Source organism: Pseudarthrobacter sp. Hb11 (assembly GCF_059383655.1).
On record NZ_JBWZCM010000012.1, the window covers coordinates 21,547 to 45,851 of the forward strand.

Annotated in this window: 21 protein-coding genes; 12 read left to right on the top strand and 9 right to left on the bottom strand. The window is 65.7% G+C overall.

The window, feature by feature from the left end; all coding sequences use genetic code 11:
- Positions 1-24 precede the first annotated feature (24 nt).
- From AC50X7_RS15055 to AC50X7_RS15065, 3 genes are read right to left on the bottom strand one after another with little or no spacing between them, the layout of a single operon-like run.
- Positions 25-1,689: a DUF5719 family protein gene (locus AC50X7_RS15055; protein ID WP_494979762.1), complete on the bottom strand. Its 1,665-nt coding sequence runs from the start codon at positions 1,687-1,689 to the stop codon at positions 25-27.
- Positions 1,682-4,999, bottom strand: coding sequence for a glycosyltransferase family 2 protein (locus tag AC50X7_RS15060; RefSeq protein WP_494979763.1), 3,318 nt, complete (start codon positions 4,997-4,999; stop codon positions 1,682-1,684). Before AC50X7_RS15060 ends, AC50X7_RS15055 begins: the two co-directional genes overlap by 8 nt.
- 29 nt (positions 5,000-5,028) lie before the next feature.
- Positions 5,029-5,556, bottom strand: coding sequence for a WhiB family transcriptional regulator (locus tag AC50X7_RS15065; RefSeq protein ID WP_307095910.1), 528 nt, complete (start codon positions 5,554-5,556; stop codon positions 5,029-5,031).
- Between the two features lie 368 nt (positions 5,557-5,924).
- On the opposite strand from AC50X7_RS15065, the gene AC50X7_RS15070 reads away from it, so the two are divergent.
- The gene (locus AC50X7_RS15070) at positions 5,925-6,623 is read left to right on the top strand and encodes a TIGR03089 family protein (protein ID WP_494979764.1); all 699 of its coding nucleotides are present in this window, start codon (positions 5,925-5,927) and stop codon (positions 6,621-6,623) included.
- 24 nt (positions 6,624-6,647) lie between these two features.
- On the opposite strand, the gene AC50X7_RS15075 is transcribed toward AC50X7_RS15070, so the two are convergent.
- A complete protein-coding gene (locus AC50X7_RS15075) occupies positions 6,648-7,220 on the bottom strand; it encodes a GtrA family protein (protein ID WP_494979765.1) in 573 nt (190 codons plus the stop codon).
- 173 nt (positions 7,221-7,393) lie between these two features.
- On the opposite strand from AC50X7_RS15075, the gene AC50X7_RS15080 reads away from it, so the two are divergent.
- Genes AC50X7_RS15080 through manA form a run of 4 tightly spaced genes read left to right on the top strand, consistent with a single transcriptional unit; the run spans position 7,394 to position 12,131 of the window.
- Positions 7,394-8,590: a 5-(carboxyamino)imidazole ribonucleotide synthase gene (locus tag AC50X7_RS15080; RefSeq protein WP_494979766.1), complete on the top strand. Its 1,197-nt coding sequence runs from the start codon at positions 7,394-7,396 to the stop codon at positions 8,588-8,590.
- Positions 8,587-9,171, top strand: coding sequence for a 5-(carboxyamino)imidazole ribonucleotide mutase (gene purE, locus AC50X7_RS15085; RefSeq protein ID WP_494979767.1), 585 nt, complete (start codon positions 8,587-8,589; stop codon positions 9,169-9,171). The genes AC50X7_RS15080 and purE overlap by 4 nt, the downstream gene beginning before the upstream one ends.
- 10 nt (positions 9,172-9,181) lie before the next feature.
- On the top strand, positions 9,182-10,840 hold the full coding sequence (locus tag AC50X7_RS15090; protein WP_494979768.1) for an LCP family protein: 1,659 nt from the start codon (positions 9,182-9,184) through the stop codon (positions 10,838-10,840).
- 43 nt (positions 10,841-10,883) lie between these two features.
- Positions 10,884-12,131 carry a mannose-6-phosphate isomerase, class I gene (manA, locus tag AC50X7_RS15095; protein ID WP_494979769.1) on the top strand — a complete coding sequence of 416 codons (1,248 nt, stop codon included), beginning with the start codon at positions 10,884-10,886 and terminating at the stop codon, positions 12,129-12,131.
- On the opposite strand, the gene AC50X7_RS15100 is transcribed toward manA, so the two are convergent.
- Together AC50X7_RS15100 and glpX are read right to left on the bottom strand one after the other, a co-directional pair.
- Positions 12,128-13,171, bottom strand: coding sequence for a lipid II:glycine glycyltransferase FemX (locus AC50X7_RS15100; protein WP_494979770.1), 1,044 nt, complete (start codon positions 13,169-13,171; stop codon positions 12,128-12,130). The genes manA and AC50X7_RS15100 overlap by 4 nt on opposite strands.
- Positions 13,172-13,257: 86 nt before the next feature.
- The gene (gene glpX / locus AC50X7_RS15105; RefSeq protein ID WP_307095921.1) at positions 13,258-14,280 is read right to left on the bottom strand and encodes a class II fructose-bisphosphatase; all 1,023 of its coding nucleotides are present in this window, start codon (positions 14,278-14,280) and stop codon (positions 13,258-13,260) included.
- Between the two features lie 234 nt (positions 14,281-14,514).
- Here glpX and AC50X7_RS15110 point away from each other — a divergent pair, with 234 nt between their 5' ends.
- From AC50X7_RS15110 to AC50X7_RS15130, 5 genes are all read left to right on the top strand, one after another.
- On the top strand, positions 14,515-15,195 hold the full coding sequence (locus tag AC50X7_RS15110) for a DUF4245 domain-containing protein (RefSeq protein ID WP_494979832.1): 681 nt from the start codon (positions 14,515-14,517) through the stop codon (positions 15,193-15,195).
- Positions 15,196-15,205: 10 nt separating this feature from the next.
- The gene (locus AC50X7_RS15115; RefSeq protein ID WP_494979771.1) at positions 15,206-15,820 is read left to right on the top strand and encodes a carbonic anhydrase; all 615 of its coding nucleotides are present in this window, start codon (positions 15,206-15,208) and stop codon (positions 15,818-15,820) included.
- Positions 15,821-15,896: 76 nt separating this feature from the next.
- Positions 15,897-17,324, top strand: coding sequence for a class II fumarate hydratase (locus AC50X7_RS15120; RefSeq protein ID WP_494979772.1), 1,428 nt, complete (start codon positions 15,897-15,899; stop codon positions 17,322-17,324).
- Positions 17,325-17,536: 212 nt separating this feature from the next.
- Positions 17,537-18,208 carry a TetR family transcriptional regulator gene (locus AC50X7_RS15125; protein WP_494979773.1) on the top strand — a complete coding sequence of 224 codons (672 nt, stop codon included), beginning with the start codon at positions 17,537-17,539 and terminating at the stop codon, positions 18,206-18,208.
- The gene (locus tag AC50X7_RS15130; protein WP_494979774.1) at positions 18,205-19,887 is read left to right on the top strand and encodes an MDR family MFS transporter; all 1,683 of its coding nucleotides are present in this window, start codon (positions 18,205-18,207) and stop codon (positions 19,885-19,887) included. Before AC50X7_RS15125 ends, AC50X7_RS15130 begins: the two co-directional genes overlap by 4 nt.
- 117 nt (positions 19,888-20,004) lie before the next feature.
- Here AC50X7_RS15130 and AC50X7_RS15135 read toward each other — a convergent pair whose 3' ends face one another.
- Together AC50X7_RS15135 and AC50X7_RS15140 are read right to left on the bottom strand one after the other, a co-directional pair.
- The gene (locus AC50X7_RS15135; RefSeq protein ID WP_494979775.1) at positions 20,005-20,475 is read right to left on the bottom strand and encodes an NUDIX hydrolase; all 471 of its coding nucleotides are present in this window, start codon (positions 20,473-20,475) and stop codon (positions 20,005-20,007) included.
- 70 nt (positions 20,476-20,545) lie between these two features.
- The gene (locus AC50X7_RS15140; protein ID WP_494979776.1) at positions 20,546-21,100 is read right to left on the bottom strand and encodes a prepilin peptidase; all 555 of its coding nucleotides are present in this window, start codon (positions 21,098-21,100) and stop codon (positions 20,546-20,548) included.
- A gap of 58 nt (positions 21,101-21,158) precedes the next feature.
- On the opposite strand from AC50X7_RS15140, the gene AC50X7_RS15145 reads away from it, so the two are divergent.
- Positions 21,159-21,950 (top strand): hypothetical protein, encoded by a 792-nt coding sequence (locus tag AC50X7_RS15145; protein ID WP_494979777.1) that lies wholly within the window; start codon positions 21,159-21,161, stop codon positions 21,948-21,950.
- 42 nt (positions 21,951-21,992) lie between these two features.
- Positions 21,993-22,640, top strand: a complete 648-nt coding sequence (locus AC50X7_RS15150) for a GNAT family N-acetyltransferase (protein WP_494979778.1) — start codon at positions 21,993-21,995, stop codon at positions 22,638-22,640.
- A 240-nt stretch (positions 22,641-22,880) separates the two neighbouring features.
- On the opposite strand, the gene phoH2 is transcribed toward AC50X7_RS15150, so the two are convergent.
- A complete protein-coding gene (gene phoH2, locus AC50X7_RS15155) occupies positions 22,881-24,299 on the bottom strand; it encodes an RNA 5'-3' helicase PhoH2 (protein ID WP_494979779.1) in 1,419 nt (472 codons plus the stop codon).
- Positions 24,300-24,305: the final 6 nt, after the last annotated feature.

The following is a 24,305-nucleotide window of genomic DNA, read 5'->3' on the forward strand; positions in this document are numbered from 1 at the left end:
GCGGCCAGTACCCGACGTCCTAGCTCAGTAGCTCAAGGTAACGGGCACTGTCTCCTGTCCTGCCGCTGCGGACAGGAAGGCCAGTGACGAGACGTCGTCCCTCCCGTCCTGCTGCAGCAGCAGGGCTCCGTAGGCGGCATCGCCTGAGGCTGACACCACGTAGCCCACGACGTCGGAATCCTCGGCCTTTTCAGGAATGGCGATGGACGCTGTGGTTCCGCCGGCGATGTCGGCGGTGGAGGCCGCCCGGACCTTACCGTCGGCAGTGATGGCGGAATAGGTGATGGTGGCCCGGCTGTCGAGGGCACCGAAAACGAAGTGCCGCTGGCCCCCCTGTGGAACGGGCACCACGTGCTGGCTGCCAAGCCTCGCTCCCGACGCCGCCCAGGCGACGTCGGCCGCCCTGTTGTCCTGGAGGCCCCGGGTAACCCGGGTGGCGGCGACGAAGGTGACATCCGATGATGCAACCACCGTGTAATGACCTGCCGGGACGCCGGCGAGCGGGATTTCCGTGGCGGTCCCCGCTTTGGCGGTGATGACTCCCCCGTTGGGCAGTGCCTTCTGGCCGTCACGCCCGTAGAGCTTGACCTCCACCACTGCGTCTGAAGGGCCGGGGACGGTGAGTTGCAGAGCGGGGCCGGCGTCCTCGTAACCGGACCTTCCGGTGACCGCAGCTACCTGGCCGGGGTCCTGGATATCAACGCCGGTCATCACCTGCCGGACGGCCGGCGCCGCTCCGGGCGCGATAAAGTCCACGCCGCCCGGGGTGAGCCCGCGCAGAACACTTTGTTGGATGACGGCTGCGACAGGGCCTCCGGCGCTGCGCACGTGCACGCTGAGCTGCCCCTTCCCTGGAGCCAGGCCGGCGAGCACCACCGGCCGCGACGAGCCGGGCGCCACCAGCAGTCCCCGGCTGCCGGGTGCCTGGATCTGCCCCGCGGACCCGAAAAGCTCGAGGCTGACGGTGGCCGGCGTGGTGGATGCGTTGGTCAGCACCAGCACTGACGTACGGCCCACTGTGGTGCTGGCACCCACCAGCCACTGATCGTTGGCAGGCTGCAGGCAGTTGGCTGCAGCAGTCCCCTGCAGGTCGCCGTCTGTTGCCGTGAACTTCATGGCGGCGGCCGCAGAGGCCTTCTGGTTTGCCAGGGCATCGGCGCTGAGGACGCTGACCTGATCCACGGAACGGCCCGCAACCACTCCCGCGAGAAGCTCCTGGGGACCTCCGGCGGCACCGGACCGTGCCTGCTCCTTCGCAATCTCGACCGTGGTCGTTCCGCTGAGGTCGGACAGCCGGCTGGCCGGCAGCACGCCTCCTGCGCTGAGTACTGCCCCGGTTACCGAGCTTGCGGCAGTTTCCGACTCCGGGCTGAATTGCGGGTCAGTGCCCGCTTCAGTGCCTTCCAGCAGCCGGGCGGGCCCAGGGCAGACCCCAACGCTGGATCCGGCAGGAACTGCCGACTCCCCTGCGGGTACAGCACGGCTGGATACGGGCTGCGGGAGGGCTGACCCGGCTGCCACCACGGCGCCCGCACCGGCGATGACGACGGCGGCAGACGCCAGGCCGGAGAGCAGCGCCTTCCGCCCTTTGGCAGCTAAGCGCTTGGCAGGCGCGGGGCTTTCCGGGGGTTCGACATCGGTGGAACCGCCTGCCTCTGATGCTTCCGCGGACGTGGAAGTGTTACGCATTCTGGTGTTCCTTACGCAGCGAGCCTTCGTCCCGTGAAATACCTGTCCTCTGGCGCCGGGCAGGCATCGGGGTGGCGAGCATTACCGTGAGCCCAAAGACGGTGAACTGGGCGATGCCGGACCACAGGGCCCACGGATTCTCGTACCGTACCGTCAGGTGGCCCGCCGAGGCCGGGAGGGTGAAAGCCTGGGACCATCCGGAAGTCGTCGACGTCAGCCGGCGGCCGTCCAGCCATGCACTCCAGCCGGGATCTGCCCGTTCCGCGAGCACCACCAGGCGGCCCTCCGGCCCCTCGGGAACGGCAGCGTCGACGTCGTCATACCCTGACGGGACCAGCGCAATCGCGGAGCCGTCTGCGTCAACTACCCGCACCCGGTGGGCAACGTCTGCGGCCTGAAGGACTGGCTGGTTCAGTGGGGTGATGCGCCACAGCCAGCCGACGTCGGTCTGCCCCACCGCAGTAAGTCCGGGTACCGCGTCCATCCTGCTGGCAGTCAGCTGGGCTGCGGTATCTGCTGCCCGGAGAACCACAAAGCCGGCCCCAAGCTGTTCAAGGTCGGCCCGTGGGTCTACGCCCTGGCCGGCCACCAGGGTCGCCACCACGCGGCGGACCGCCCCGGTGACGTCATCGTCATCACGCACCGTTTCTGACCCCGGCGAGCCCAGGATATTCCGCACCGAGGCGATGGCGGAAAGGCTGTCCAGTGTTGTGCCCGCGCCCCTCATGAGGGAAGCCTCATACGTGCCGTTCTCGCCGGTGCTGATCAGGAGTGTACGCGTCTGTTCGGGCCCGGTCCCGCGATCGATGGCCGTGGCCGGGAGGGTGCGCGCGCCGGCTGCCCCGACGAGCCTGGGCGTACCCAGAGCGGTGGGCTTTTGGGCGGTAACAACTGATGGACGGAGGATGTTCTGGGCCGACCAGGCAGCCATTCCTGCCAGCGGTCCCACCAGCAGGAGCACCATGCCGCACGCGACCGCTGACTGCAGTGCCCTCTTGTGTTTGTCAGTGCCCGCCACCGCCCGGTCCGCCATGTCCAGCAGCCGTTCTGCTCCCAGTACTCCGGCACCCAGCAGGGCGAACGCTGCTGCAGAAACCGCAGGTCCGGAGAAGGGCGTAACCATGGTGTGGGCATTCATGCCGGTGGCGATGTGCCCTGCAAGCCAGCCTCCGGCCAGCGCAATAGTGGCAACGACCCACAGGGACCTGGCAAGCCCGGCCCGGTTGCCGGGCAGGCTAACGGCGGCCACGGCCAGGAGCAGAACGGGGACGGCAATGAGGAGGGCCAACAACAGGGCCCAAGGCACAGGACTGTCGGCGAAGTACGGCAATCCCGCCAGCCCGCTGTTGGCTCCGAATTCCAGCGGCTGCCCGAGCAGTTGCTGCCACAGAGGAGCGGCGTCGAAGCCCAGCGGCACGCCGGGATCAGCCAGCAGGGCCCGGGGCCTGTCCAGGGCTGAGAGGCCGAACGGGATAAACAGGGCCGCGGTGGGCAGCAGTGCCCACCACACCGTCCGCCCGCGGCTCCCGAGCAGGAGCCCGCCGAGAACTATCACCACCGTGGCAGTTATCAGCAGGGACGGCGCGGACGCGGTCACAACAGCCAGCGCCAGGCCGGCCGCCGCCGCAGCAGTCCAGGAGGGCATTCCGTTGATCCCGGGTTTGGCCGGTGCCCTGTCGGCGAAACGGCGGTCGCCGGGGGCCGGCAGCTGGAAGCGTCCTTGTCCCACTGCGGAGCCGGTTGCCCGCAACAGGGCCAGGGCCAGCAGCGGAATCATGATGTGCGCAATAAGGGATCCGGCCCGGCCTTGGTTGAGGGCCACCTGCAGGGCTGGGGCAGCGGCCCAGGAAAGTGCTGCTGCCAGGCGGAGGCGGCGGCGTACGGTGAGGCCGCCCGCGGCGAACCAGGCGGTAAGGCCGGACAGTGGCGTGCCGAGCAGCAGCAGCCAGGCCATGGCGGCATTGGCGTCACCGCCGCCCAGCACACCCAGGATCCAGAGGACATATCCGAAGGGATCCCCGCGGCCGGGAAGACCGGCACCCAGCGAGATCCACCAGCTGGACGCATGGTGCCAGATGTCGCCCAAGCCGGTTGCGACCGGGATGAGCGCGCCGCCGGACACTGCGGGGGCACCAAAAAGTCCGGTCAAGCCCAGCAGGGAGGTAACAGACGCAATGATGACTGCGGCCAGGGCACCGTTGCCCACCCAGCCACGCTTGCTGGTGGCAAGCGCCGCGAAGTCATCGGCTGCGTCGCCGGTGGGCTGGTTGGCCAACGGGTCCTGTTCGAGGTGGTCCCCTGCGTTGCCGTCTGAACCCAGGGCCTCCATGAGGGAGCGTCGGTGGCTCCATACCTCACGCCGGGGAGTCTGAAGTTTCCGGATGACGGACCGGCGGATCCGGCGTGTCTTCCTGGCGTTCGCCCTTGCCCTCATAACGGCCCGGGGGCGTCCCAGCGCTGCAAACGTTGCTGCCAGCTGTGTGATGCCGTGCCCGGGATCCTTCACAGCGATACTCAACACCAGTTTGAAAATGCTGCCGAGAAGGGCTGCCGCGCCATGGACGGGAACCATCCACGGTGGTGCGTGCTTCAGCCTCAAGTGGACTTGGGCTTTTCGGGCCGCGGCGGCGTTGCCCAGTGCATGGGGCCGGTGGGCTACGTGGAACATCCTCGCTGCCGGAACAACCACCACACGGTGTCCCGCCAGGCGGTTGCGCCAGCAGAAGTCCACGTCATCCCCGCTGCCGGGGAGGGCGGGATCGAAGCCGCCAAGGTGTTCCCAGACGTCCCGGCGGACCAGCATGCCGGCGGAATTCACGGCAAAAGTGTCACTGCGGCCGTCGTATTGCCCCTGATCAAGTTCGTCGGCGTCGATGAGCGTCAACCGCTCAGCCCAGCGGCTGGTGGAAAGGCCAACGTCCACCAGCTTGCGTTCGGCGTGCCAGTCCAGCTGCTTGCAGCCGGCAACTGTTACGGAGGGCGCGCGTTCGACCGCGAGGAGAAGTTCCGCCAAGGCCTCCGGAGCCGGCGCGGCGTCATCGTGAAGCAGCCAGATCCACCCTGAACTGCCGTTGCCGTGGTCTCTCCGCAACGGGGCGAGTTCGGCAAGACCGGCGCTGACCGCAGCGCCCATGCCGCTCTTTCCGCGGTGGCTTACTACCTGCGCCCCACCCAGGGACTGCTCAAGGAGGACCCTGGAATTATCGCCGGACCCGGTGTCAACGCCGATGACGAAATCCGCCGGCCGGGTCTGGTCCGCCAAAGCTGCCAGGGTTTTGGGGAGATAGGCACTGCCGTTGTGTGCAACCACAACGGCAGTGACGTGAAAATCCTGATGAATTAGATTGCTCGCTTCCTTAGCCGCCGGCGCTCACGCTCGGAAAGGCCTCCCCAGATGCCGAACCGCTCGTCATTTGCCAGGGCGTATTCAAGGCACTGGGACCGCACGTTGCAGGCACCGCAGACCTTCTTGGCGTCACGGGTGGAGCCGCCCTTTTCGGGAAAGAACGCCTCGGGATCGGTCTGGGCGCACAGCGCATCCGTCTGCCAGCCGAGCTCGCCTTCATCATCAAAGTCCTGCTGGAAGGGCAGTCCGATCCAAACAGGCTGTGCTGTTCCGGCCGCCAGCTCCATGGGCGGATCGAGCTCGTCCTCGGGGTCCTGCCCGCCGTCCAGCAGTGCTTCGTGCGCAGCAAGGAAAGCTGTTGCCTGGTCCTGCAGGAAGTCCTTGTTGGTGTTGTACCGCTCCGCAGCGTCAGGATCAGCCGGGTCGACGTACCAATCGCTGGGTACCCCCCGTGCACGGTATCTTGCCGTTGCCTGGCCGGCCACGACGGCATCTTCCTGGATACGCTCTGCTTGCCCCACGGCGCCCCTCCTGATGTTGCAGCTTCTGCCTGGATACGTGGACACTCGGTTGTGTGCCGGTATTTACGCAGGTGCCTTTAGTTACCTAATTACACGCGTGTAACTAGGGTGAGTCAAGCCGCTGCCCGGATAATAATCACCAAGGGCCCTCAAAATGGTGCACGCCACGCCCGGACTTTTGCCCCGCTACCCATCGACGGACTGTTTATGCAGGGTGTCAGCTTCCAAAACACAGGACTTTAGCGGCCCGAAGGGCGCAGTGCGGAAGGTTGCACCTCTTTTTCTGCGACGAAGGTCACACCGATGGTCCTCTTCAAACCACTGCCCGGCCCAGTGACCGCGCCCGTCGGCAATGGCAGGATTGAGCCATGACTACCCCGGCAATCGATTTGATGACCAGCCTTCGTTCAGGCAACTCCACAGCCCCCCGCCTCACCTGGTACGGACAGGATTCGGAGCGCGTGGAGCTGTCCGGAAAGGTGCTGGACAACTGGGTGGCTAAAACCAGTAACCTCCTCCAGGACGACCTGGATGCCGAACCCGGCATGCGGCTGGCGCTGGACCTGCCCGCGCACTGGAAAGGACTGGTCTGGGCGCTGGCCGCCTGGCAGCTTGGCCTTGAGACAGTCCTGAACGGCGGTGAAGCGGACTTCCTGGCCACGGCCCGGCCGGAGCCGGCTGCAGGTAAGTACGACGCCGTCGTGGCCGTTGCGCTGCCGGCCCTCGCCATGCGCTGGGCCGGCGAACTGCCGGCCGGTTGCCTGGATTACGCGGCGGAAGTGCGCTCCCACGGAGACGTATTTATGCAGCACACCGAGGCCGACCCCTCGTCCTGCGCAATCGTTGCGCACGACGGCCGCCGGCACTCCCACCAGGACCTGCTTGACGGCTTCGCAGTACCCCACGAAGAGGCCGTTCGGCTACATATACCGGGAAGGGACGGACTGGAGGCGGCGTTGGCCAATGCGCTGGGCGCATGGCGGCTCGGGGGCTCAGTGGTGATAACGCACCCCGATGTTGAGCCCACGGAGAAGCTGCTCGCGGCGGAACGGATCCACGGCAGCTGAGGGGCTGCCCTAGCCGCTTTGCCCTTACTTTGTGGGCTGCGCGGGGTCTTCTGTGAAGGGCTCATGCTCTGCCAGACCCGTGCCGACACCGGCGTCCTTGGCATGGTGGTGGAGTTCAATGAGCTCGTGGTCGTGCGAGAACTCGGGGTCCTGGTCCAGTTCCTTGTTGAACACCAGGAACCGATAGGCGAAGAACCTGACCACCGTGGCCACCAAAATGCCTGCCACACCCGCGAAGAAGAGCATGTTCTTGTCGGTGATGCCAAGCCCGTACTTTGCGAGGGCAGTGAAGCCGGTGGAGATGCCGATGCCGATTCCGTTGATAAGGATGAACATCAGGAATTCGCGGAGTACGTTGTCCTGGCGGCGGTGCCGGAAGGTCCAGAGCCGGTTGGCAATCCAGGAAAAGATGGTGGCCACCGAAGCGCCGACAAAGCGGGCCTTGGCCTCGCTGTCCGTCATTGGACCGTGCATAAGGTAATACGTAAGGCCGTTGTCGATGACGAATGCCACACCGCCTACGGCCCCAAACTTGGCTACCTCACGCCAGAAAAGCGAGGCGAGCCCCCGGACGCGATCTGCAAGTGTGTTAAACATGACCCTCCATGGCCGTTGGAACTATGGGCCACTCGGCCAGAGGCCTATTTTAGCCCCCGAAGCTGAGGGGCAGCCCCCCAAGGCTCGGCAGGAGGGGGCCGGCAGTGGGAAAACTCCTCCCCCACCGCGTCCCAAAAGCGGGATACCGGGCGGTCTTCGGTAGGCTGGCCCATGTGACTTTTCCAGTAATAGGTGTGGTTGGCGGCGGCCAACTCGCGCGAATGATGGCCCCAGCCGCGACTGCACTCGGCTTTGAACTCCGTGTCCTGGCCGAGGGCGAGGACGTTTCCGCCGTCCCGGCAGTGGCCTCCTCTCCGGTGGGCGACTACAAGGACCTGCAGACTCTTTTGGAGTTCTCCAAGGGCCTGGACGTTATGACCTTTGACCACGAGCATGTCCCCACGGCACATCTACGGGCGCTGCAGGAAGCCGGCGTTAACGTCCAGCCCGGCCCCGACGCCCTCGTGAATGCGCAGGACAAGCTGGTGATGCGCGCCGCAATCGACCGGCTGGAGCTTCCCAACCCAGTGTGGGCGTCGGTGGCGGATGTGGCCGCACTCATCAGCTTCGGCGAGGACACCGGATGGCCTGTGGTTTTGAAAACGCCCCGCGGCGGCTACGACGGCAAGGGCGTGCGGATCATCTCCTCTGCGGAGGAGGCCGCCGAAACCTTCGGATGGTTTGAGGCCATGAGCCCCCTCCTGGCAGAGGCAAAAGTCGAATTCACCCGCGAACTTTCCGCCCTGGTCGCCAGGACGCCGGACGGCGAAGCCCGGGCCTGGCCCGTGGTACACACCATCCAGGTGGACGGGGTGTGTGATGAAGTCATTGCCCCCGCCCTGGACATCCCGGTGGAAGTTGCGGCCGCAGCCGAGGACGCCGCTTTGCGCATAGCCCATGAACTGGGAGTGACAGGGGTCCTCGCCGTGGAGCTCTTCGAAACCCCGGGTACCGGCGCAGGGTTCCTCATCAACGAACTGGCCATGCGTCCCCACAACACCGGCCACTGGACGCAGGACGGGTCCGTCACCAGCCAGTTTGAACAGCACCTTCGGGCGGTCCTGAACCTCCCGCTCGGCGCCACTGATGTCCTCGCTCCGGTAGTGGTGATGAAGAACTTCCTGGGCGGCGACAACCAGGACCTGTTTTCCGCCTTCCCCCTGGCGCTGGCCAGCGAGCCGGCTGCCAAAGTGCACTGCTACGGCAAGTCGGTACGGCCGGGCCGGAAGATTGGCCATGTAAACCTGGTGGGGTCATCCACCGCAGAGGTTGACGACGTCCGACGCCGTGCAGGAACCGTGGCGGGCATCATCCGGGACGGGCGGGTACCCACCGAAGAACCGCAGGCAATTTTTGAGGAGAAAGCATGAGCGCCGAAGCCACCCTTGCCGCCGGTTCCGCCGGCAACCCGCTGGTAGGCCTGGTGATGGGTTCGGATTCAGACTGGCCGGTCATGGAAGCCGCGGCTGACGCCCTTGCAGAGTTTGGCATCCCCTTCGAAGCCGACGTTGTATCCGCCCACCGGATGCCCACCGAAATGATCCGCTATGGCCAAACAGCCCACGAGCGCGGGCTGAGGGTAATCATCGCCGGTGCCGGCGGTGCCGCACACCTGCCGGGGATGCTCGCCAGCGTCACTCCGCTTCCCGTGATTGGGGTTCCGGTCCCGCTGAAGACCCTGGACGGCATGGACTCCCTGCTCTCCATCGTGCAGATGCCTGCCGGTGTCCCCGTGGCCACCGTTTCGATCGCGGGAGCGCGCAACGCCGGACTCCTGGCGGTACGGATGCTTGCAGCAGGCACGGATGAGCTTGCAGCATCGCTGCGCGCCGACCTTCTTGAGTTCGCCGCGGACCTGAATGCCGTAGCCTCCCGCAAGGGGGCAAACCTGCGGCAAAAGGTCAGTGAGGTCTTCGCCGAAGGCAACGGCCCGCTCCGGGGCAGCCGTTAGGAAGGCGGCCATGGCCAGCAGCAAGCTCCCGCAGTCCGCTTCGGAGGCAGCGCTCACCGACCCGGTCCGCTACCCGGTCAGCGCTTCCTCTCCGGTCCGGACCAAACGCGGCTTCGTGCTTGTGCTCCTGACTCTCCTGGTGCCGGGCAGCGCGCAACTTGTGGCTGGCAACCGCAAACTCGGGCGCGCGGCCCTCAGGGTGACACTCTGCGTTTGGGCGGCCCTGCTGCTTGCCGTACTCCTGCTGCTGCTCAACCGGCCGCTCCTCATCAATATCATCACCAACTCCTTTGCCTCGCTCGTCATCGTCATTCTGCTGGTGGCACTCGCTGCCGGCTGGGCAATTCTTTTTATCAATACCCTGCGGCTCATCCGCCCGGTCCTGCTGGCCCCGCCCGCACGTCCCGTCGTCGTGATTTCGCTGGTATTGGCGATGGTCCTGGGCAGCGGAACGCTCGGTTACGCGGCCTACCTGCTCAACGTGGGACGCAACGCCATCGGCAGCATCTTCTCCGCAGGGCCCGCGATCGACCCCGTAGAGGGCCGCTACAACTTCCTGATGATGGGCGGAGACGCCGGTGACGACCGTACCGGCAGGCGCACAGACAGCCTCTCGGTCCTGAGCGTCGATGCCGAGACCGGCCAAACCGCCATCATCTCCGTCCCCCGGAACCTTCAGAACGCCCAGTTCAGCGAGGACTCCCCCATGCGGGCCATCTACCCTGACGGCTACGACTGCGGTGACACGTGCCTGATCAACGCCATCAACACCGAAGTGACCAACGAGCACGCTGACCTCTATCCCGGCGTTCCAGATCCCGGCGCCCAGGCCACGCTTGAGGCCGTCTCCGGGACGCTGGGAATCACAGTCCAGGCGTATGTGCTGGTGGACATGGAGGGCTTCTCCAAGCTCATTGACGCGATGGGCGGCATCCGGATCAAGGCCGGGGGCTGGGTGCCCATCAGCGGCGAAACCATCGATGAGGCCAACGGCATCCACGGCATGCCCCTGGGCTGGATCCCCGCGGGCGACCAGACACTGGATGGCTACACTGCCCTCTGGTACGGGCGGTCGCGCGAATTCGTGGACGACTACGCCCGCATCCAGCGCCAGCAGTGCGTGCAGCAGGCAATGCTCAAGCAGCTGGACCCCGGCACGCTGCTGGCCAAGTTCGAGGAGATCGCCAACGCCGGTACCAAGGTGGTGGACTCCAATATCTCTTCCTCCCAGCTGGGAAGCTTCGTGGACCTGGCCATGAAGGCTAAGGGCCAGGACATCAAGCGCCTCACCATCGGCCCGCCGGACTTTGACGCCTCCTTCTCCACGGTGCCCAACTTCGACGTCATTCACACCCGGGTGGACCAGCTGTTGGCCTCGGCGTCGGAAGCCGAGTCCGCGGGGTTGCCGGATGACGCAATGGTGGTGCCGAGCGCGGGCGGAAGGCATCTGCAGGCTGCACCGGTCCGCTATCCCGCAGCACCGCTGCCGGCGGGCGGGACGCCGGCGCAGCAGTCTCCCCCCGCGCCGGCGTCGGACTTCACGCCTGTGACCACCACCCCTGACGGTGAGCCGATCACCGAAGCGATGCTTAACGAGCTCAAGAGCCAGGGCAACGAGCAGGCAATCCGGGAACTCGTGGCAACCAACGGCCAGTGCGCCCCGTTGTAGCCAACGCCGCCACCACACACCTAACTACGGAACGGACACCGCCTTGTACGAGATTGACAATGTCCTCCGGGACTATGCCTGGGGATCCACGACGGCGATCGCCGCCTTGCTGGGACGTCCGGAGTCGGGCGGTCCGGAAGCAGAGTTGTGGATCGGTGCGCACCCTGACTCACCGTCCGTCGCCCGCCTGCCCGAGGACGGGTCTACTGCCGCCTTGGACGCCTTGATCGCCGGCGACCCGGAGCATTTCCTCGGCCCGGACTCCGTGGCGCGTTTCGGTCCCCGGCTGCCCTTCCTCGCCAAGATCCTGGCCGCTGCCCAGCCGCTGTCCCTGCAGGTCCACCCGAGCCTGGAACAGGCAAAGACGGGTTTTGCGCGGGAGAATGCCGAGGGCCTGGCCGCGGATGCCCCCAACAGGAATTACCGGGACGACAACCACAAACCCGAGATGATCCTTGCCCTGACGCCGTTTGAGGCGCTGTGCGGTTTCCGGCCGGCGGCGCAGACCCGGGAAATCCTCCAGCACGTTGAAGCAGCCTTCCGTGCCAACGAGGGCGCGGCGCCCGCACTGGTCAGCGCCCTGCTGGCGGATCTTGAGGACAGCAACGAAAGTGCCGGCCTGCGGAAAGCCTTCGAGCGCCTGATCACCGGCGGCAAGGCCGTAGCTGAGGACACGTCCCTGGTGGTGGCAGCATTGCTTGCCGGAGCTCCCCTGGCTCCCTTTGACGCCGAACTGTCAACAGCGATCAACCTCCATGAGAAGTATCCCGGCGATCCCGGAGTCCTGATCTCGCTGCTGCTGAACCGCATCTCGCTCGAGCCGGGCGAGGCCGTCTACCTGCCCGCCGGGAACGTCCACGCTTACCTGCATGGCCTGGGCGTTGAAGTCATGGCGTCCTCGGACAACGTCCTGCGCGGCGGACTCACCCCGAAGTTCGTTGACGTCCCCGAACTGCTGCGGACCATCGACTTCCAGCCGGTCGCGGTGCCCATGCTTGAAGCTGAGCGGACGGTGATGGACCAGGAACTCTTCCGCCCGCCTTTCGCCGAGTTCCAGCTGCAGCGCATCGAACTCTCATCCGACGCCAGGCCCGTACCGCTGGCACAGTCGGGTGCGGCGGTGGTGATTGTGGTTGCCGGGGATGTCTACCTGGACTCACCCAAGGGCGACCTGCAGCTCTCCCGGGGCGGCAGCGCCTTCCTGGCTGCCGCCGAGGCTCCCGTCAACGTTCATCCCGTGGCCGGCAGCACCGAACCTGCGCTGGCGTTCGCCGTGACCACCGGACTCTAGCCGCGCCTAAGCACCGATCGGACCTGGCCGGCCGCGCTCTTCAGCAGGCGCCGCGCCGTTTGAAGTCCGCGGCGGGCCAGCGGCATGGCCTGCGAGTAAGCGGGGTAGAACGGCGAGAGCGGTTTTTCCCAGGTGCCCAGGAGCATGTTTTCGTGCTTCGCGAACTGCTTCTTGAAGTCGGAGATACCGTCGTTGAGGAGGCCGTTGAAGTCGTAACGCACGCACCCGTCTTCGCGCATGGCTTGCAGGGCTGCCCACTTCACGCCGTAATTGACGCGCTGTTTTTGCCCTTCGGAGGAGACGCCGCCATACAGCTCGAAGGCGGTGGAACCGCTCCTGGCCAGCCACACGAAGGCCAGCATCTGCTCTCCGTCGAAGGCTGCGATGATCGGTGACCCGTCCCCCATGTTCCTGAAGATGTCCCGGTAGTACCGGTCCTCATGGATGCCGAAACCGGCGCGCTCAGCGGTCTCGTGATAGATCGCGAGCACCTGCTCCAGCTCGGCGTCGTTCTTGACCTTGCGGAACTCCACGTCGCTGCGCATCGCCTTGCGGATGTTTGCCCGGGTGGACTTGGACATCTCAGCCATCAGCTCGTCGTCAGTCCGGGTGAGGTCCAGGATGAGCGTGCGCGGAATGAGGACAGTATTGGTGGTTGCCCGGAAACCAGCCGACGCTACGGCGCCCGCGAAGTCCGAGTCCTGGTCCCAGTCCGGTTCGATGCTCAGGGCCACACCGCGGTGGCGGACGGCGGCATGGTCTGCCAGGCTGCCAAGGACGGCAGGGGCGTTTTCTACCGAACACATCGGTCCCCGGGGAATGTAGACCAGGGCACGGAAGGGGAACGGAAGACGGCGGACCAGCAGCTGCGCGCAGCCTACCGTGTTGTCGCCGTCGTTAAGCAGCACCCGGTCCACTGACCAGCCATGCATGGCTTTGGTCTCGCCCCAGCCCCAAAGCTGCTGCGGATGTCCCTTGAACCGGTCAACGTATTCGTCCCAAAGGGCGCGGTCAGTACAGGGCACAACAGCTGGAATCATGGCTTCAACCCTATACCAAGGCTCAAACGGCAGATCCCCGGAGCACCCTGCGGCGCTCCGGGGATCTGTGCAGCCTCCCGCCGGGGTCAGCTCTTGCGGGCGTACCCTTCCCACTTGCTGGCCTGGTGCTCGCCGTCCACAAAACGGATGGTTCCGGACTTGGAGCGCATCACGATGGACTGGGTGAGGACCTTGTCCTTGGAGTACCGGACGCCCTTGAGCAGGTCGCCGTCCGTGATGCCGGTGGCGGCAAAGTAGCAGTTGTCGCTGGAGACGAGGTCATTCGTGGACAGGACCCGGTCCAGGTCGTGTCCGGCGTCGAGGGCCTTCTGCTTCTCCTCGTCGCTGGTGGGCCACAGCCGGCCCTGGATAACGCCGCCCAGGGACTTGATGGCGCAGGCAGCAACGATGCCTTCGGGGGTACCGCCGATGCCCATCAGTGCGTCCACGCCGGTACCGGAACGGGCAGCCGCGATGGCGCCGGCAACGTCGCCGTCCATGATGAACTTGGTGCGGGCGCCTGCTTCGCGGATCTCCTCCACCAGCGGGCGGTGGCGGTCACGGTCCAGGATCATGACGTTGAGCTGGTTGACCTTGACGCCCTTGGCCTTGGCGATCAGGTGCAGGTTCTGCTTCACGGGGAGGCGGAGGTCCACCATGTCCGCAGCTTCCGGTCCGGTGACGAGCTTTTCCATGTAGAACACGGCGGAGGGGTCGAACATGGAGCCACGCTCGGCCACAGCCAGGACGGCCAGGGCGTTGTTGATGCCCAATGCGGTGAGCCGGGTTCCATCGATGGGGTCAACTGCCACATCGCACTCCGGGCCGGTGCCGTCGCCGACGCGTTCGCCGTTGAACAGCATGGGGGCTTCGTCTTTTTCGCCTTCGCCGATGACCACTACGCCGTTGAAGTGGACGGTCTGAAGGAAGGAGCGCATGGCGTCGACGGCGGCGCCGTCGGCGGTGTTCTTGTCGCCGAAACCTACCCAGTGTCCGCCGGCGATGGCTGCCGCTTCGGTAACGCGGACGAGCTCGAGGGCAAGGTTGCGGTCCGGCTCATCGTTGCCCACCGCCAGTGACGGGGAGATCGTGGAGTACTTCTGGGTCATGGACGCTGGTGACACGTTAACCTCTTCTTCGAGTGGCGATCATTGAACCCGCCCAGCCGGAACAGCCGGGCGGTGATTCCTCTGATATCGATCATAGTCGCGGCACCGGGTTCCGGCGGCGGGATGACGCGGCCGCGCAATGTACGCGGAGGCTGGGGTGGCCGGCGGGCCCGCTGCGGGCGCACCAAGTGTGAGTTGCACACCGGAATGGGCGACTATAGAGGGGTGAATGAGATGCAGGAAAAGACCAGTCCTTCCCCCGAACCAGCAGGATCCGGAAGCAATAGCGGATCCAGCGGGGCAGGCGGGCAGGGCCCGGTTAAGCCTGTCATTCCCGCGGCAGCAGCCAAGCGGGCCAACGCGTCGGTGATCGGCATGATCATTGCTTTGGCGGTGAGCATCGCTGCCTTCCTGCCCATCGTCCTGATGAACCCCTCTCCCAAGACCGACGGCTATCGCCCGAACATCGATGTGAGCGCCGCGGCCCGGAATGCGACCGACGTGGCAGGATTCACACCCGTAGCGCCGGACACCGGCAACTCCTTCAGGGCGAACTACGCGCGGTGGGAAGCCGGAACGGGCAGCGGCGTGCCGGCGTGGGAGGTGGGCTACATCACGCCCAAGGAGTCCTTCATCGGTCTGGTCCAGACCCGCAGCGCCAACCCCACTTGGCTCCTCCAGCAAGTACAGAACGCGCCGGTCACCGGCTCGCGGAACGCAGGCGGCAAGGAATGGCAGCTGCGCGATACCGGCAAGGGCGGGAAGTCGATGGAGCTTGAGTACCGCGGGACCACCGTCATCCTGGCGGGTGCCGCCCAACTGGACGAGTTCGCCACTTTGGCGGACGCCGTCGTGAAATCCCTGGACAGCAATCCTGCCGTCACAGTTTCACCTGCGGCCACTACTGCCCCCTAAGGTAAGCAGGGTGACTACCTACCTGACCCCTGCCCTTGCCTGGCGCCGGATGCGTGAAGGAAATGAACGCTTCGTCGCCGGCCAGTCTTCCCACCCGAACCAGGACTCGTCCCGCAGGTCCTCACTGGTGGAGAACCAGCACCCGTTCGCCGTGATTTTCGGTTGCTCCGACTCACGGCTCGCCGCCGAAATCATCTTCGACGTCGGACTGGGCGACGTTTTTGTGGTGCGCACCGCAGGACAGGTCATCGACGACGCCGTCCTCGGCTCGCTGGAGTACAGCGTCGGTGTGCTCGGGGTACCGCTGATTGCCATCCTGGGGCACGACAGCTGCGGCGCCGTCAGCGCCACCAAGGCCGCCGTGGACACCGGCGATATGCCGGCGGGCTTCATCCGCGACCTGGTGGAGCGCATCACGCCGTCGGTGCTGACCTCCATGCGCCAGGACAAGCACGAGGTGAACGACATGGTGGTGGAGCACGTCAAGCAGACCGCCCAGCGGCTGGTGGACAGTTCGCGTGTGATTTCCGACGCAGTCGAAAGCGGACGCACCGCCGTCATCGGCCTCTCGTACAGCCTGGCCGAGGGCCGCGCCAACGTTGTTTCCGGGATCGGTGAGCTCTAAGGCGGGTGTGAAAACCCGCCCGTAGCATGCTCTTCACGGTTTTCGATGGGGTGCCGGATCGCCCTAAGCTAGCCCCATGACTTCCACTGAAGAGTTCCGTATTGAACATGACACGATGGGCGAAGTCCGCGTCCCCGTGAACGCACTGTACCGCGCGCAGACGCAGCGGGCAGTCGAGAACTTCCCCATTTCCGGCAAGACCCTGGAACGTGCGCACATTGAGGCGCTGGCCCGGGTCAAGAAAGCAGCCGCCCAGGCCAACGCTGAACTGGGTGTGCTCGACGGCGAGCTTGCCAAGGCCATTGCAGACGCAGCGGATGAGGTGGCCGCCGGCAAGTACGACGGCGACTTCCCCATCGACGTCTTCCAGACCGGCTCCGGCACGTCCTCGAACATGAACACCAACGAGGTCATCGCCGAGCTTGCCTCGCGCGCCCTGAAGGCCGCCGGCAGCGACAAGGTGGTCCACCCGAACGACCACGTCAACGCCTCGCAGTCCTCGAACGACGTGTTCCCCACGTCGGTGCATGTTGCCGCCACGTCGGCCCTGATTAACGACCTCATCCCGGCACTCGGCTACCTCGCCGAGTCCCTGGAGCGCAAGGCAGTGGAGTTCAAGGACGTGGTCAAGTCCGGCCGCACGCACCTCATGGACGCCACCCCGGTAACGCTCGGCCAGGAGTTTGGCGGCTACGCAGCGCAGGTCCGCTACGGCATCGAGCGCATCAACGCCTCCCTCCCCCGCGTCGCCGAGGTACCCCTCGGCGGCACTGCTGTGGGCACCGGCATCAACACTCCGGCCGGTTTCCCGGAGCGCGTTATCGAACTGCTGTCCACCGACACCGGGCTTCCCCTCACCGAGGCCCGCGACCACTTCGAGGCCCAGGCCAACCGCGACGGGCTCATCGAGGCGTCCAGCCAGCTGCGCAACATTGCCATCTCGTTCATGAAGATCAACAACGACCTCCGCTGGATGGGCTCAGGCCCCAACACGGGCCTCGGCGAAATCGCGATCCCGGACCTGCAGCCCGGCTCCTCGATCATGCCCGGCAAGGTCAACCCGGTGATCTGCGAAGCGTCCATCATGGTGGCCGCCCAGGTCATCGGCAACGACACCGCCATCGCATGGTCCGGAACCAACGGCGCCTTCGAGCTGAACGTGGGCATCCCGGTGATGGCCTCCAACCTGCTCGAGTCCATCCGCCTGCTGGCCAACACCAGCCGCGTGATGGCGGACAAGATGATCGACGGCATCACGGCCAACGTGGAGCGTGCCCGCTTCCTCGCCGAGGCTTCCCCGTCCATCGTCACCCCGCTGAACAAGTACATCGGGTACGAGAACGCAGCCAAGATCGCCAAGACGGCTGTCGCCGAGGGCCTCACCGTCCGCCAGGCCACCGAGAAGCTCGGCTTCGTCGGTGACGGCGAAGGCAAGGTCTCCGAGGCCGACCTCGACAAGGCCCTGGACGTCACCACCATGACGGCTCCGGCGCACAAGGCGTAGCCTCCGCACCAACCCCAAGTACGACGACGGCCGGTACCTTTCGCACGAAAGGTGCCGGCCGTCGTCGTACTGCTGCCCGCCCCCTCCCCACCCTCGGAGTTATTGTCCAGATATGCAGGCTTCCGGCCCCTAAAAGCTGCATACCTGGACAAAAACTCGCTCGGATGCCGATGAAGTTGCACTAACTATTTGATAGTGCAAAACTTTACTTTATGAACGATAGTGCAGTAATTGAAGGCGGCCTCCGCGAGCGGAAGCGCGCCGCAACCCGGGCGGCGATTACCGCAGCCGCCCGCGCCTTGACGGCCGAGCGCGGCTTGACCGGCTACACCGTGGAGGAAGTCTGCGAGCGCGCCGCCATCTCCCGCCGCACGTTCTTCAACTACTTCCCGGCAAAGGAAGACGCCGTGATCGGCCATGCGGACGAGGACATGCCCGCTGACATCCTCCAGGAGTTCATCGACGGCGGCGCCTCCTCGCCACGCGGCGAAATGTCCCCCACGCTCTTCCGGGACCTCGTCCGGCTTTCCCTTCGGTTGTCCGAAGACATGGAGGCCTCCGAGGAGGAGACCCGCCAGCTGATCGCCGTCGTGAAAAAAGAGCCCCAGCTGATCCTCCGCCTCATTGGCGTCACCGAGCGGCGGGAAGCGCAGTTCGCCCGTGACGTCGCCCAGCGGGAAGGCGTCGCCACTGACCACCCCGTGGTCCAGATGGCTGTCACGCTGCTCAGCACCATCGCCCGGAAAACCAGCATGGCCTACTTCGCCGACGGCAACACGCGCCCCTACAAAGAGCTGCTGATGGAAAACATCTCCGCAGCGAGCCTCCTCTTCTCACAGCCATACGACCAGCCGGAAACCACCGCCGCAGAAGGACAACCATGAGTATTGCCACCAAGCCACCAGCGGGCCCCCTGCTGCTGACCCAGAAACGCATCTGGATCATCTTCTCGGCGCTGATCGCCGGGATGCTGCTCTCCAGCCTGGACCAGACCATTGTCTCCACCGCCATGCCCACCATCGTGGGCAAGCTCGGCGGCGTGGAACACCAGGCCTGGATCACCACCGCCTACCTGCTCGCCACCACCATCGTGATGCCCATCTACGGCAAGTTCGGCGACGTCCTGGGCCGGCGCAACCTGTTCCTGGTAGCCATCGCACTGTTTACCCTGGCGTCCGTGGGCTGCGCCCTTGCCACCGACTTTTGGGGCTTTGTGATCTTTCGCGCCATCCAAGGCCTGGGCGGCGGCGGCCTGATGATCCTGTCCCAAGCGATCATTGCCGATATTGTGCCGGCCAAGGACCGCGGCAAGTACATGGGCCCGCTCGGCGCCATCTTCGGCCTCTCCGCCGTAGCCGGTCCCCTGCTGGGCGGCTTCTTTGTGGACCACCTCACCTGGGAATGGGCCTTCTACATCAACATCCCGATCGGCATCGCAGCGTTCGCCATCGCCTGGTTCACCCTGACGCTGCCCAACAAGAAGGCTGAAAAGCGGATCGACATCCTGGGCGTGGTGCTGCTTTCGGCCGCCACCACCTGCCTGATTTTCTTCACTGATTTCGGCGGCAAGAAGGACGAAGGCTGGGATTCGCCCCTCACGTGGGCCTTCGGCGCCGGCATGGTGCTGTCCGCTGCTGCCTTCGTGCTGGTGGAGCGCCGCGCCGAGGACCCCATCATCCCGCTCAGCCTCTTCCGCAACCGGATCTTCGTCAATGCCACCGCCATCGGTTTCACCCTGGGCCTGGGCATGTTCTCCGCCATCGCATTCGTCCCCACGTTCCTGCAGATGTCCTCCGGCACCTCGGCCGCCGAGTCCGGACTGCTGATGCTGCCCATGATGGCGGGCCTGATGGGCACGTCCATTTATTCAGGCATCCGGATCTCCAAAACCGGCAAGTACAAAATATTCCCCATTCTGGGAGCGGCCCTCACCATGGCCGCCATGCTCTGGATGACCACCCTCGCCGCCACCACCCCCATCTGGGTCATCTGCGTCCAGCTGTTCATTTTCGGCGCAGGCCTCGGCCTGATCATGCAGGTGGTGGTGCTGGTGGTGCAGAACGCCGTCCCCGCGGACCAGATCGGCACGGCCACCAGCACCAACAACTACTTCCGTGAGGTTGGTGCGGCCATGGGCGTCGCGATCTTTGGTGCGATCTTCACCAACAGGCTTTCCGAATCCCTGACCGGCGCGTTCACCGGCGCTGGCGCCTCTGCCGAGCAGGCTGCACAGTCCACCAGCACCCTGGATCCGCAGGCCCTGAACCAGCTTCCGGATCAGCTGCGCGACGCGATCGTCAACGCCTATGCCGATTCACTCGCCCCGGTGTTCTGGTACCTCATCCCGTTTATTGCGTTGGCGCTGCTCCTGGCCCTCACGCTGAAGCAGATCCCGCTTTCGGACACTGCCGGCATGGTGGCCCGCGGCGAAGCCGTGGGCGGCGAGGAGGCGGAGCGCCTCGCCGCCGGGCTGCCCGGCCCAGCGGTGGAGGCAACGGCGGAAGCCGCGGAGCAGCGGGACAGCGTCAAGGACGACGGCGGGCTGGTCTCCCAGCGCCACTGACCGCCGTCGTACTGCCTGCATGACAACGCTGCGGGCTAAGCCCGCAGGGGCGCCGCAGTCTTGGGGGATGCGGCGCCCCTGTGCTGTCTCCTCCCGGAGCTGCCTGTGAGGCGCCGGTCAGGGTTCGAAGTGGGCGGCGTCGGCCGGAGCCAGGGCGCGGTGGATGCTGGTGAGGTGCCCGGGCATCAGCTCAGGAAGTTCATCCATGCCGAACCAGGCGACAGCCAGCGATTCGTCGTCGTTCACCCGGGCCGCCCCGGAGACATAGCGGCAAAGGAACACCACGTCCAGGAACTCGCACACGTCGCCGTTGGGGTACGTGAACGGACCCACTGCCCCCACAGACACCACGCGCTCCGGTTCGGCCACTACTGCCGTTTCTTCAAAAATCTCCCGCACCAGCCCACGGGCAGGCTGCTCCCCCGGCTCAAGCATCCCGCTGACCAGCGCCCACTGTTTGTTGTCGGCACGCTGGGCTAGCAGCACCCTCCCCGAATCATCAACCACCACACCCCGGACGCCGGGGACCCAGAGCGGATCGTTACCGATTTTCTTGCGAAGTTTCAGGATGTAGTCAGGCGCAGGCATTCCGCCAGCCTACCGAACTGCTTGCCTGCCTTAAAACGACCGGGCTCCCGTCCGCCCGGGCAACTATAGTTCAGGCCGGAAGGAGCATCGCAGCCGCTGCCCCGGCGAGCATAAACGGACCAAAGGGAATTGACGATTTCAGTGTCCCCCTGCGGGCGGCCAGGAGCGCGATGGACCAGAGGCCGCCCAAAAGGAAGGCCAGGAAAGTGCCGGCGAACAGGTGTCCCCACCCCAGGTAGCCGAGGTACATGCCCAGGACCCCGGCGAGTTTCACGTCCCCGAACCCCATGCCCGGTGGGTACGCAAACCGCAGTATGAAGTAAAAGAGCCACAGGATTGCGGCTCCGGCCACTACGCGCAGCGCCGGCACAGCCATCAGTCCGGCGGGCGGACCAGCAGGACCCGGGTCCGCGCCGGTACCGGCTCCGGCAAAGGCAGCAGCCGTGAGGAGCAGGACACCGGCCACAGCGTAGGAGGGGAAGACGATCCGGTTGGGCAGGAGGTGATGCCGGACGTCGATCACCGTCAGGCGGACGGCCATCACCCCGAAGTACGCGCAGGCAGCAAGCACCAGCCAGAAGGCCAGCGGGGTGTGCGGCCATAGTTCGCCCAGTCGTTGGATCACCCTCGGATGCTACTGGATTTCCGCTCGACGGCGCACCGCCCGCGCGTAAACTGTGGATATGGCGACGTGGGACTCCCGGCACCGAATGGATCCGGACAGGACTTCAGCCGCCGCGGACCCGGCGATATTCCGAAACCTTTGCAGGTCCTCGCCCTGGAAATGGCAGTCCCTGCGCTTCGAGTATTGGGATGAGCCCTTCGCAGACGCGCCCGATCCTGCGGCGCCCTTGGTCCGGGCGTGGCTGCGCCGTCCGGGTGCTTTGCGACTTGAAACCGCAGACGGACTTGTCCTGCACAGCACAACCGGGATCAATGATTCCAAGGACGGCTTGTATGTCAGCGCCACTCGGAAGTCGTGGCTCCTGCCCCCGCATCTTGTGACCCCCGTGTACGACGACCATGGACTGGTGCGCCGGCGGCCTGAAGCAGCCTACGGCGAGCCCGGGTTCGGCAACGGGCGGTTCTCCGCAGCCCTGGACCCGGTGGAGCTGGCCGGAAACGCCCCCGTACCCCTTGAATTTCCCGGCAGCAACACCGTGGAAGTCCAGGAGGTCAGGCAGCACGAGCACGAGGGTCGCCCCGTCCTCGAGGCAGTGGTGCTGCCCACGGCCGCCTACCATCCGGCCCATCCTGCCGCGCCGCTGTGCCTTCCCGGCAGATCCCGGATCCGGGTGGACCTCGGCACCGGCGTGTGCGTGGCGAGCCAGTCCCTGGAGCCGGAGACGGAAGAGTACGGTCACTGGCTGCGCATCATCGCCGTGGACGAGTACATGCTGGATGACCTGTTCCTGGCCCAGTCCATGAGCCTCACTGATGTCCGGCAGCACATCCCGTGGGACGTCCCGGCCTGACTGTGACAAGACCCGCACTAGCTCATCCGCTAGGCTTCGCGGATGACCTCACTGAACGACGTTTGGCCACTTTTCGGTCTCCGGCTGGCCACGCCCCGGCTGGAACTCCGCCCCATTTCGGATCAGGACATCCCCGCGGCTGTCGCAGCCGCGCAAAGCGGAATCCATGAAGTCGGCAGGAGTCCGTTCAGCACCCCGTGGACCGAGCTTGCCGTGGACGAGCTGGGGCCCAACATGGCCCGTTGGTACTGGCGCTGCCGCGCCGAGTGCTCCACCGAATCCTGGACCCTGCTCCTGGGCATCTGGCACGAAGGCAGCTTTATCGGTTGCCAGGATGTTGGCGCCAAGGACTTCGCCAGGCTCAAGACCGTCACCACTGGATCCTGGCTCACCCAATCCATGCAGGGCCGCGGCCTGGGCAAGGAGATGCGCGCCGCCGTCGCACTCTACGCCTTCGACTGGCTGGGCGCGGAAGTGGCCGAGTCCGAAGCCGCCAGCTGGAACGACGCCTCCCTCGGCGTCTCCCGCTCCCTCGGCTACGAACTGAACGGCATCACCAGGAATGCCTGGGGCACCAAAGTCGAATCAGTCCAGCACGTGCGGCTCACCCCTGAAACCTTCAAACGCCCCGACTGGGAGTTACAAGTGAAGGGCCACGAACCAGCGGCGAAGTTCCTGCAGATCACTTGAGCGCGTGGCTTCGGCTGGGTTCGTCCGCCACCAGCACTTCGCCGTCGCTTAGACACCTCCCGCCGCGCCGCTCCGGTCGCTGGGCGACCTGCACAACGCTCTGGTCGGCGATGCGCTCCTACGCGAAGCACTGGCACCGGCCGAGTGCCCGAGGCAGCCCTCCGGCAGCGTGCGTCGGAGGCGACGAAGGAGCCAGCACGCAGAGGAAGGGTGCCTCGGGCACCTATCCGATGAGGCGGCTTAGCCTTCGAGCAGTTCGGTCACCAGGGCGGCGATCGGGGACCTCTCTGAGCGGGTCAGGGTGATGTGGCCGAAGAGCGGGTGCCCTTTCAGGGTTTCGACGACGGCGGCGATTCCGTCATGGCGTCCCACGCGGAGGTTATCGCGCTGGGCGACGTCGTGGGTCAGGACGATCTTCGAGTTCTGGCCGATGCGGCTCATGACGGTCAGCAGGACGTTCTTCTCGAGTGACTGGGCCTCGTCAACGATGACGAAGGCGTCGTGGAGGGAGCGTCCACGGATGTGGGTGAGGGGCATGACCTCGAGCATGCCGCGGTCCATGACCTCCTCCACCACTTCCTGGCTGACCAGTGCCCCGAGGGTGTCGAAGACTGCCTGCGCCCAGGGGTTCATCTTCTCGGACTCGGATCCGGGCAGGTAGCCCAGTTCCTGCCCGCCCACTGCGTAAAGGGGCCGGAAAACGATCACCTTGCGGTGCTCGCGGCGCTCCAGCACCGCTTCCAGGCCCGCGCACAAGGCCAGGGCCGACTTGCCGGTGCCTGCCCGGCCGCCGATGGAGACGATGCCGACGGCGGGATCCATGAGCATGTCGATGGCGAGCCGCTGCTCCGCGGACCGTCCGTGCAGGCCGAACACGTCACGGTCGCCCTTCACCAGCCGGACCTGCTTGTCGGCCCCGACCCGGCCGAGTGCGGAGCCGCGGTTGGACAGCAGGACCAGGCCTGTGTTGACCGGCATTTCCGCTGCCGCCGGGATGAACACTGGTTCGTGCCCATACAGGGTGGCAACCTCCTGCTCACTGGCTTCCACCTCCGCCACGCCTGTCCAGCCGGAGTCCTTCACCAGTTCGTTGCGGTACTCGTCCGCAGTAAGCCCCATGGCCGACGCCTTGACCCGCATGGGCAGGTCCTTGGACACCACGGTGACGTCCCGGCCCTCGTTGGCGAGGTTCTTCGCGACCGCGAGGATGCGGCTGTCGTTGTCACCGCTGCGGAATCCCAGCGGCAGCACCTCGGCGGAGATGTGGTTCAGTTCCACCATGAGGCTGCCGCCGTCGTCGCCGATGGGGATCGGCTGGCTCAGGCCGCCGTGTTTGACCCGAAGATCATCGAGGAGCCGGAGCGCCTTGCGGGCGAAGTAGCCAAGTTCGGGGTCGTGCCGCTTGGCCTCGAGCTCGGTGATGACCACCACCGGCACGATCACCTCGTGTTCCGCAAAGCGCAGCAGCGCACGCGGGTCGGACAGCAGGACGGAGGTGTCGATCACGAACGTGTGGATGGTGGCTTTCCTTCCGGAGACAGCAAAACCGGCCGCAGCATCTTCTGCCGTGCCGGTCTCTGAGGTGGCTCGCGTGGCGCGAGAGGTAGCTTTCTGTCCCTGGTCGGAAAGGACCGCGGGCAGTTGTTCAGAAGTAGCCACATCGAC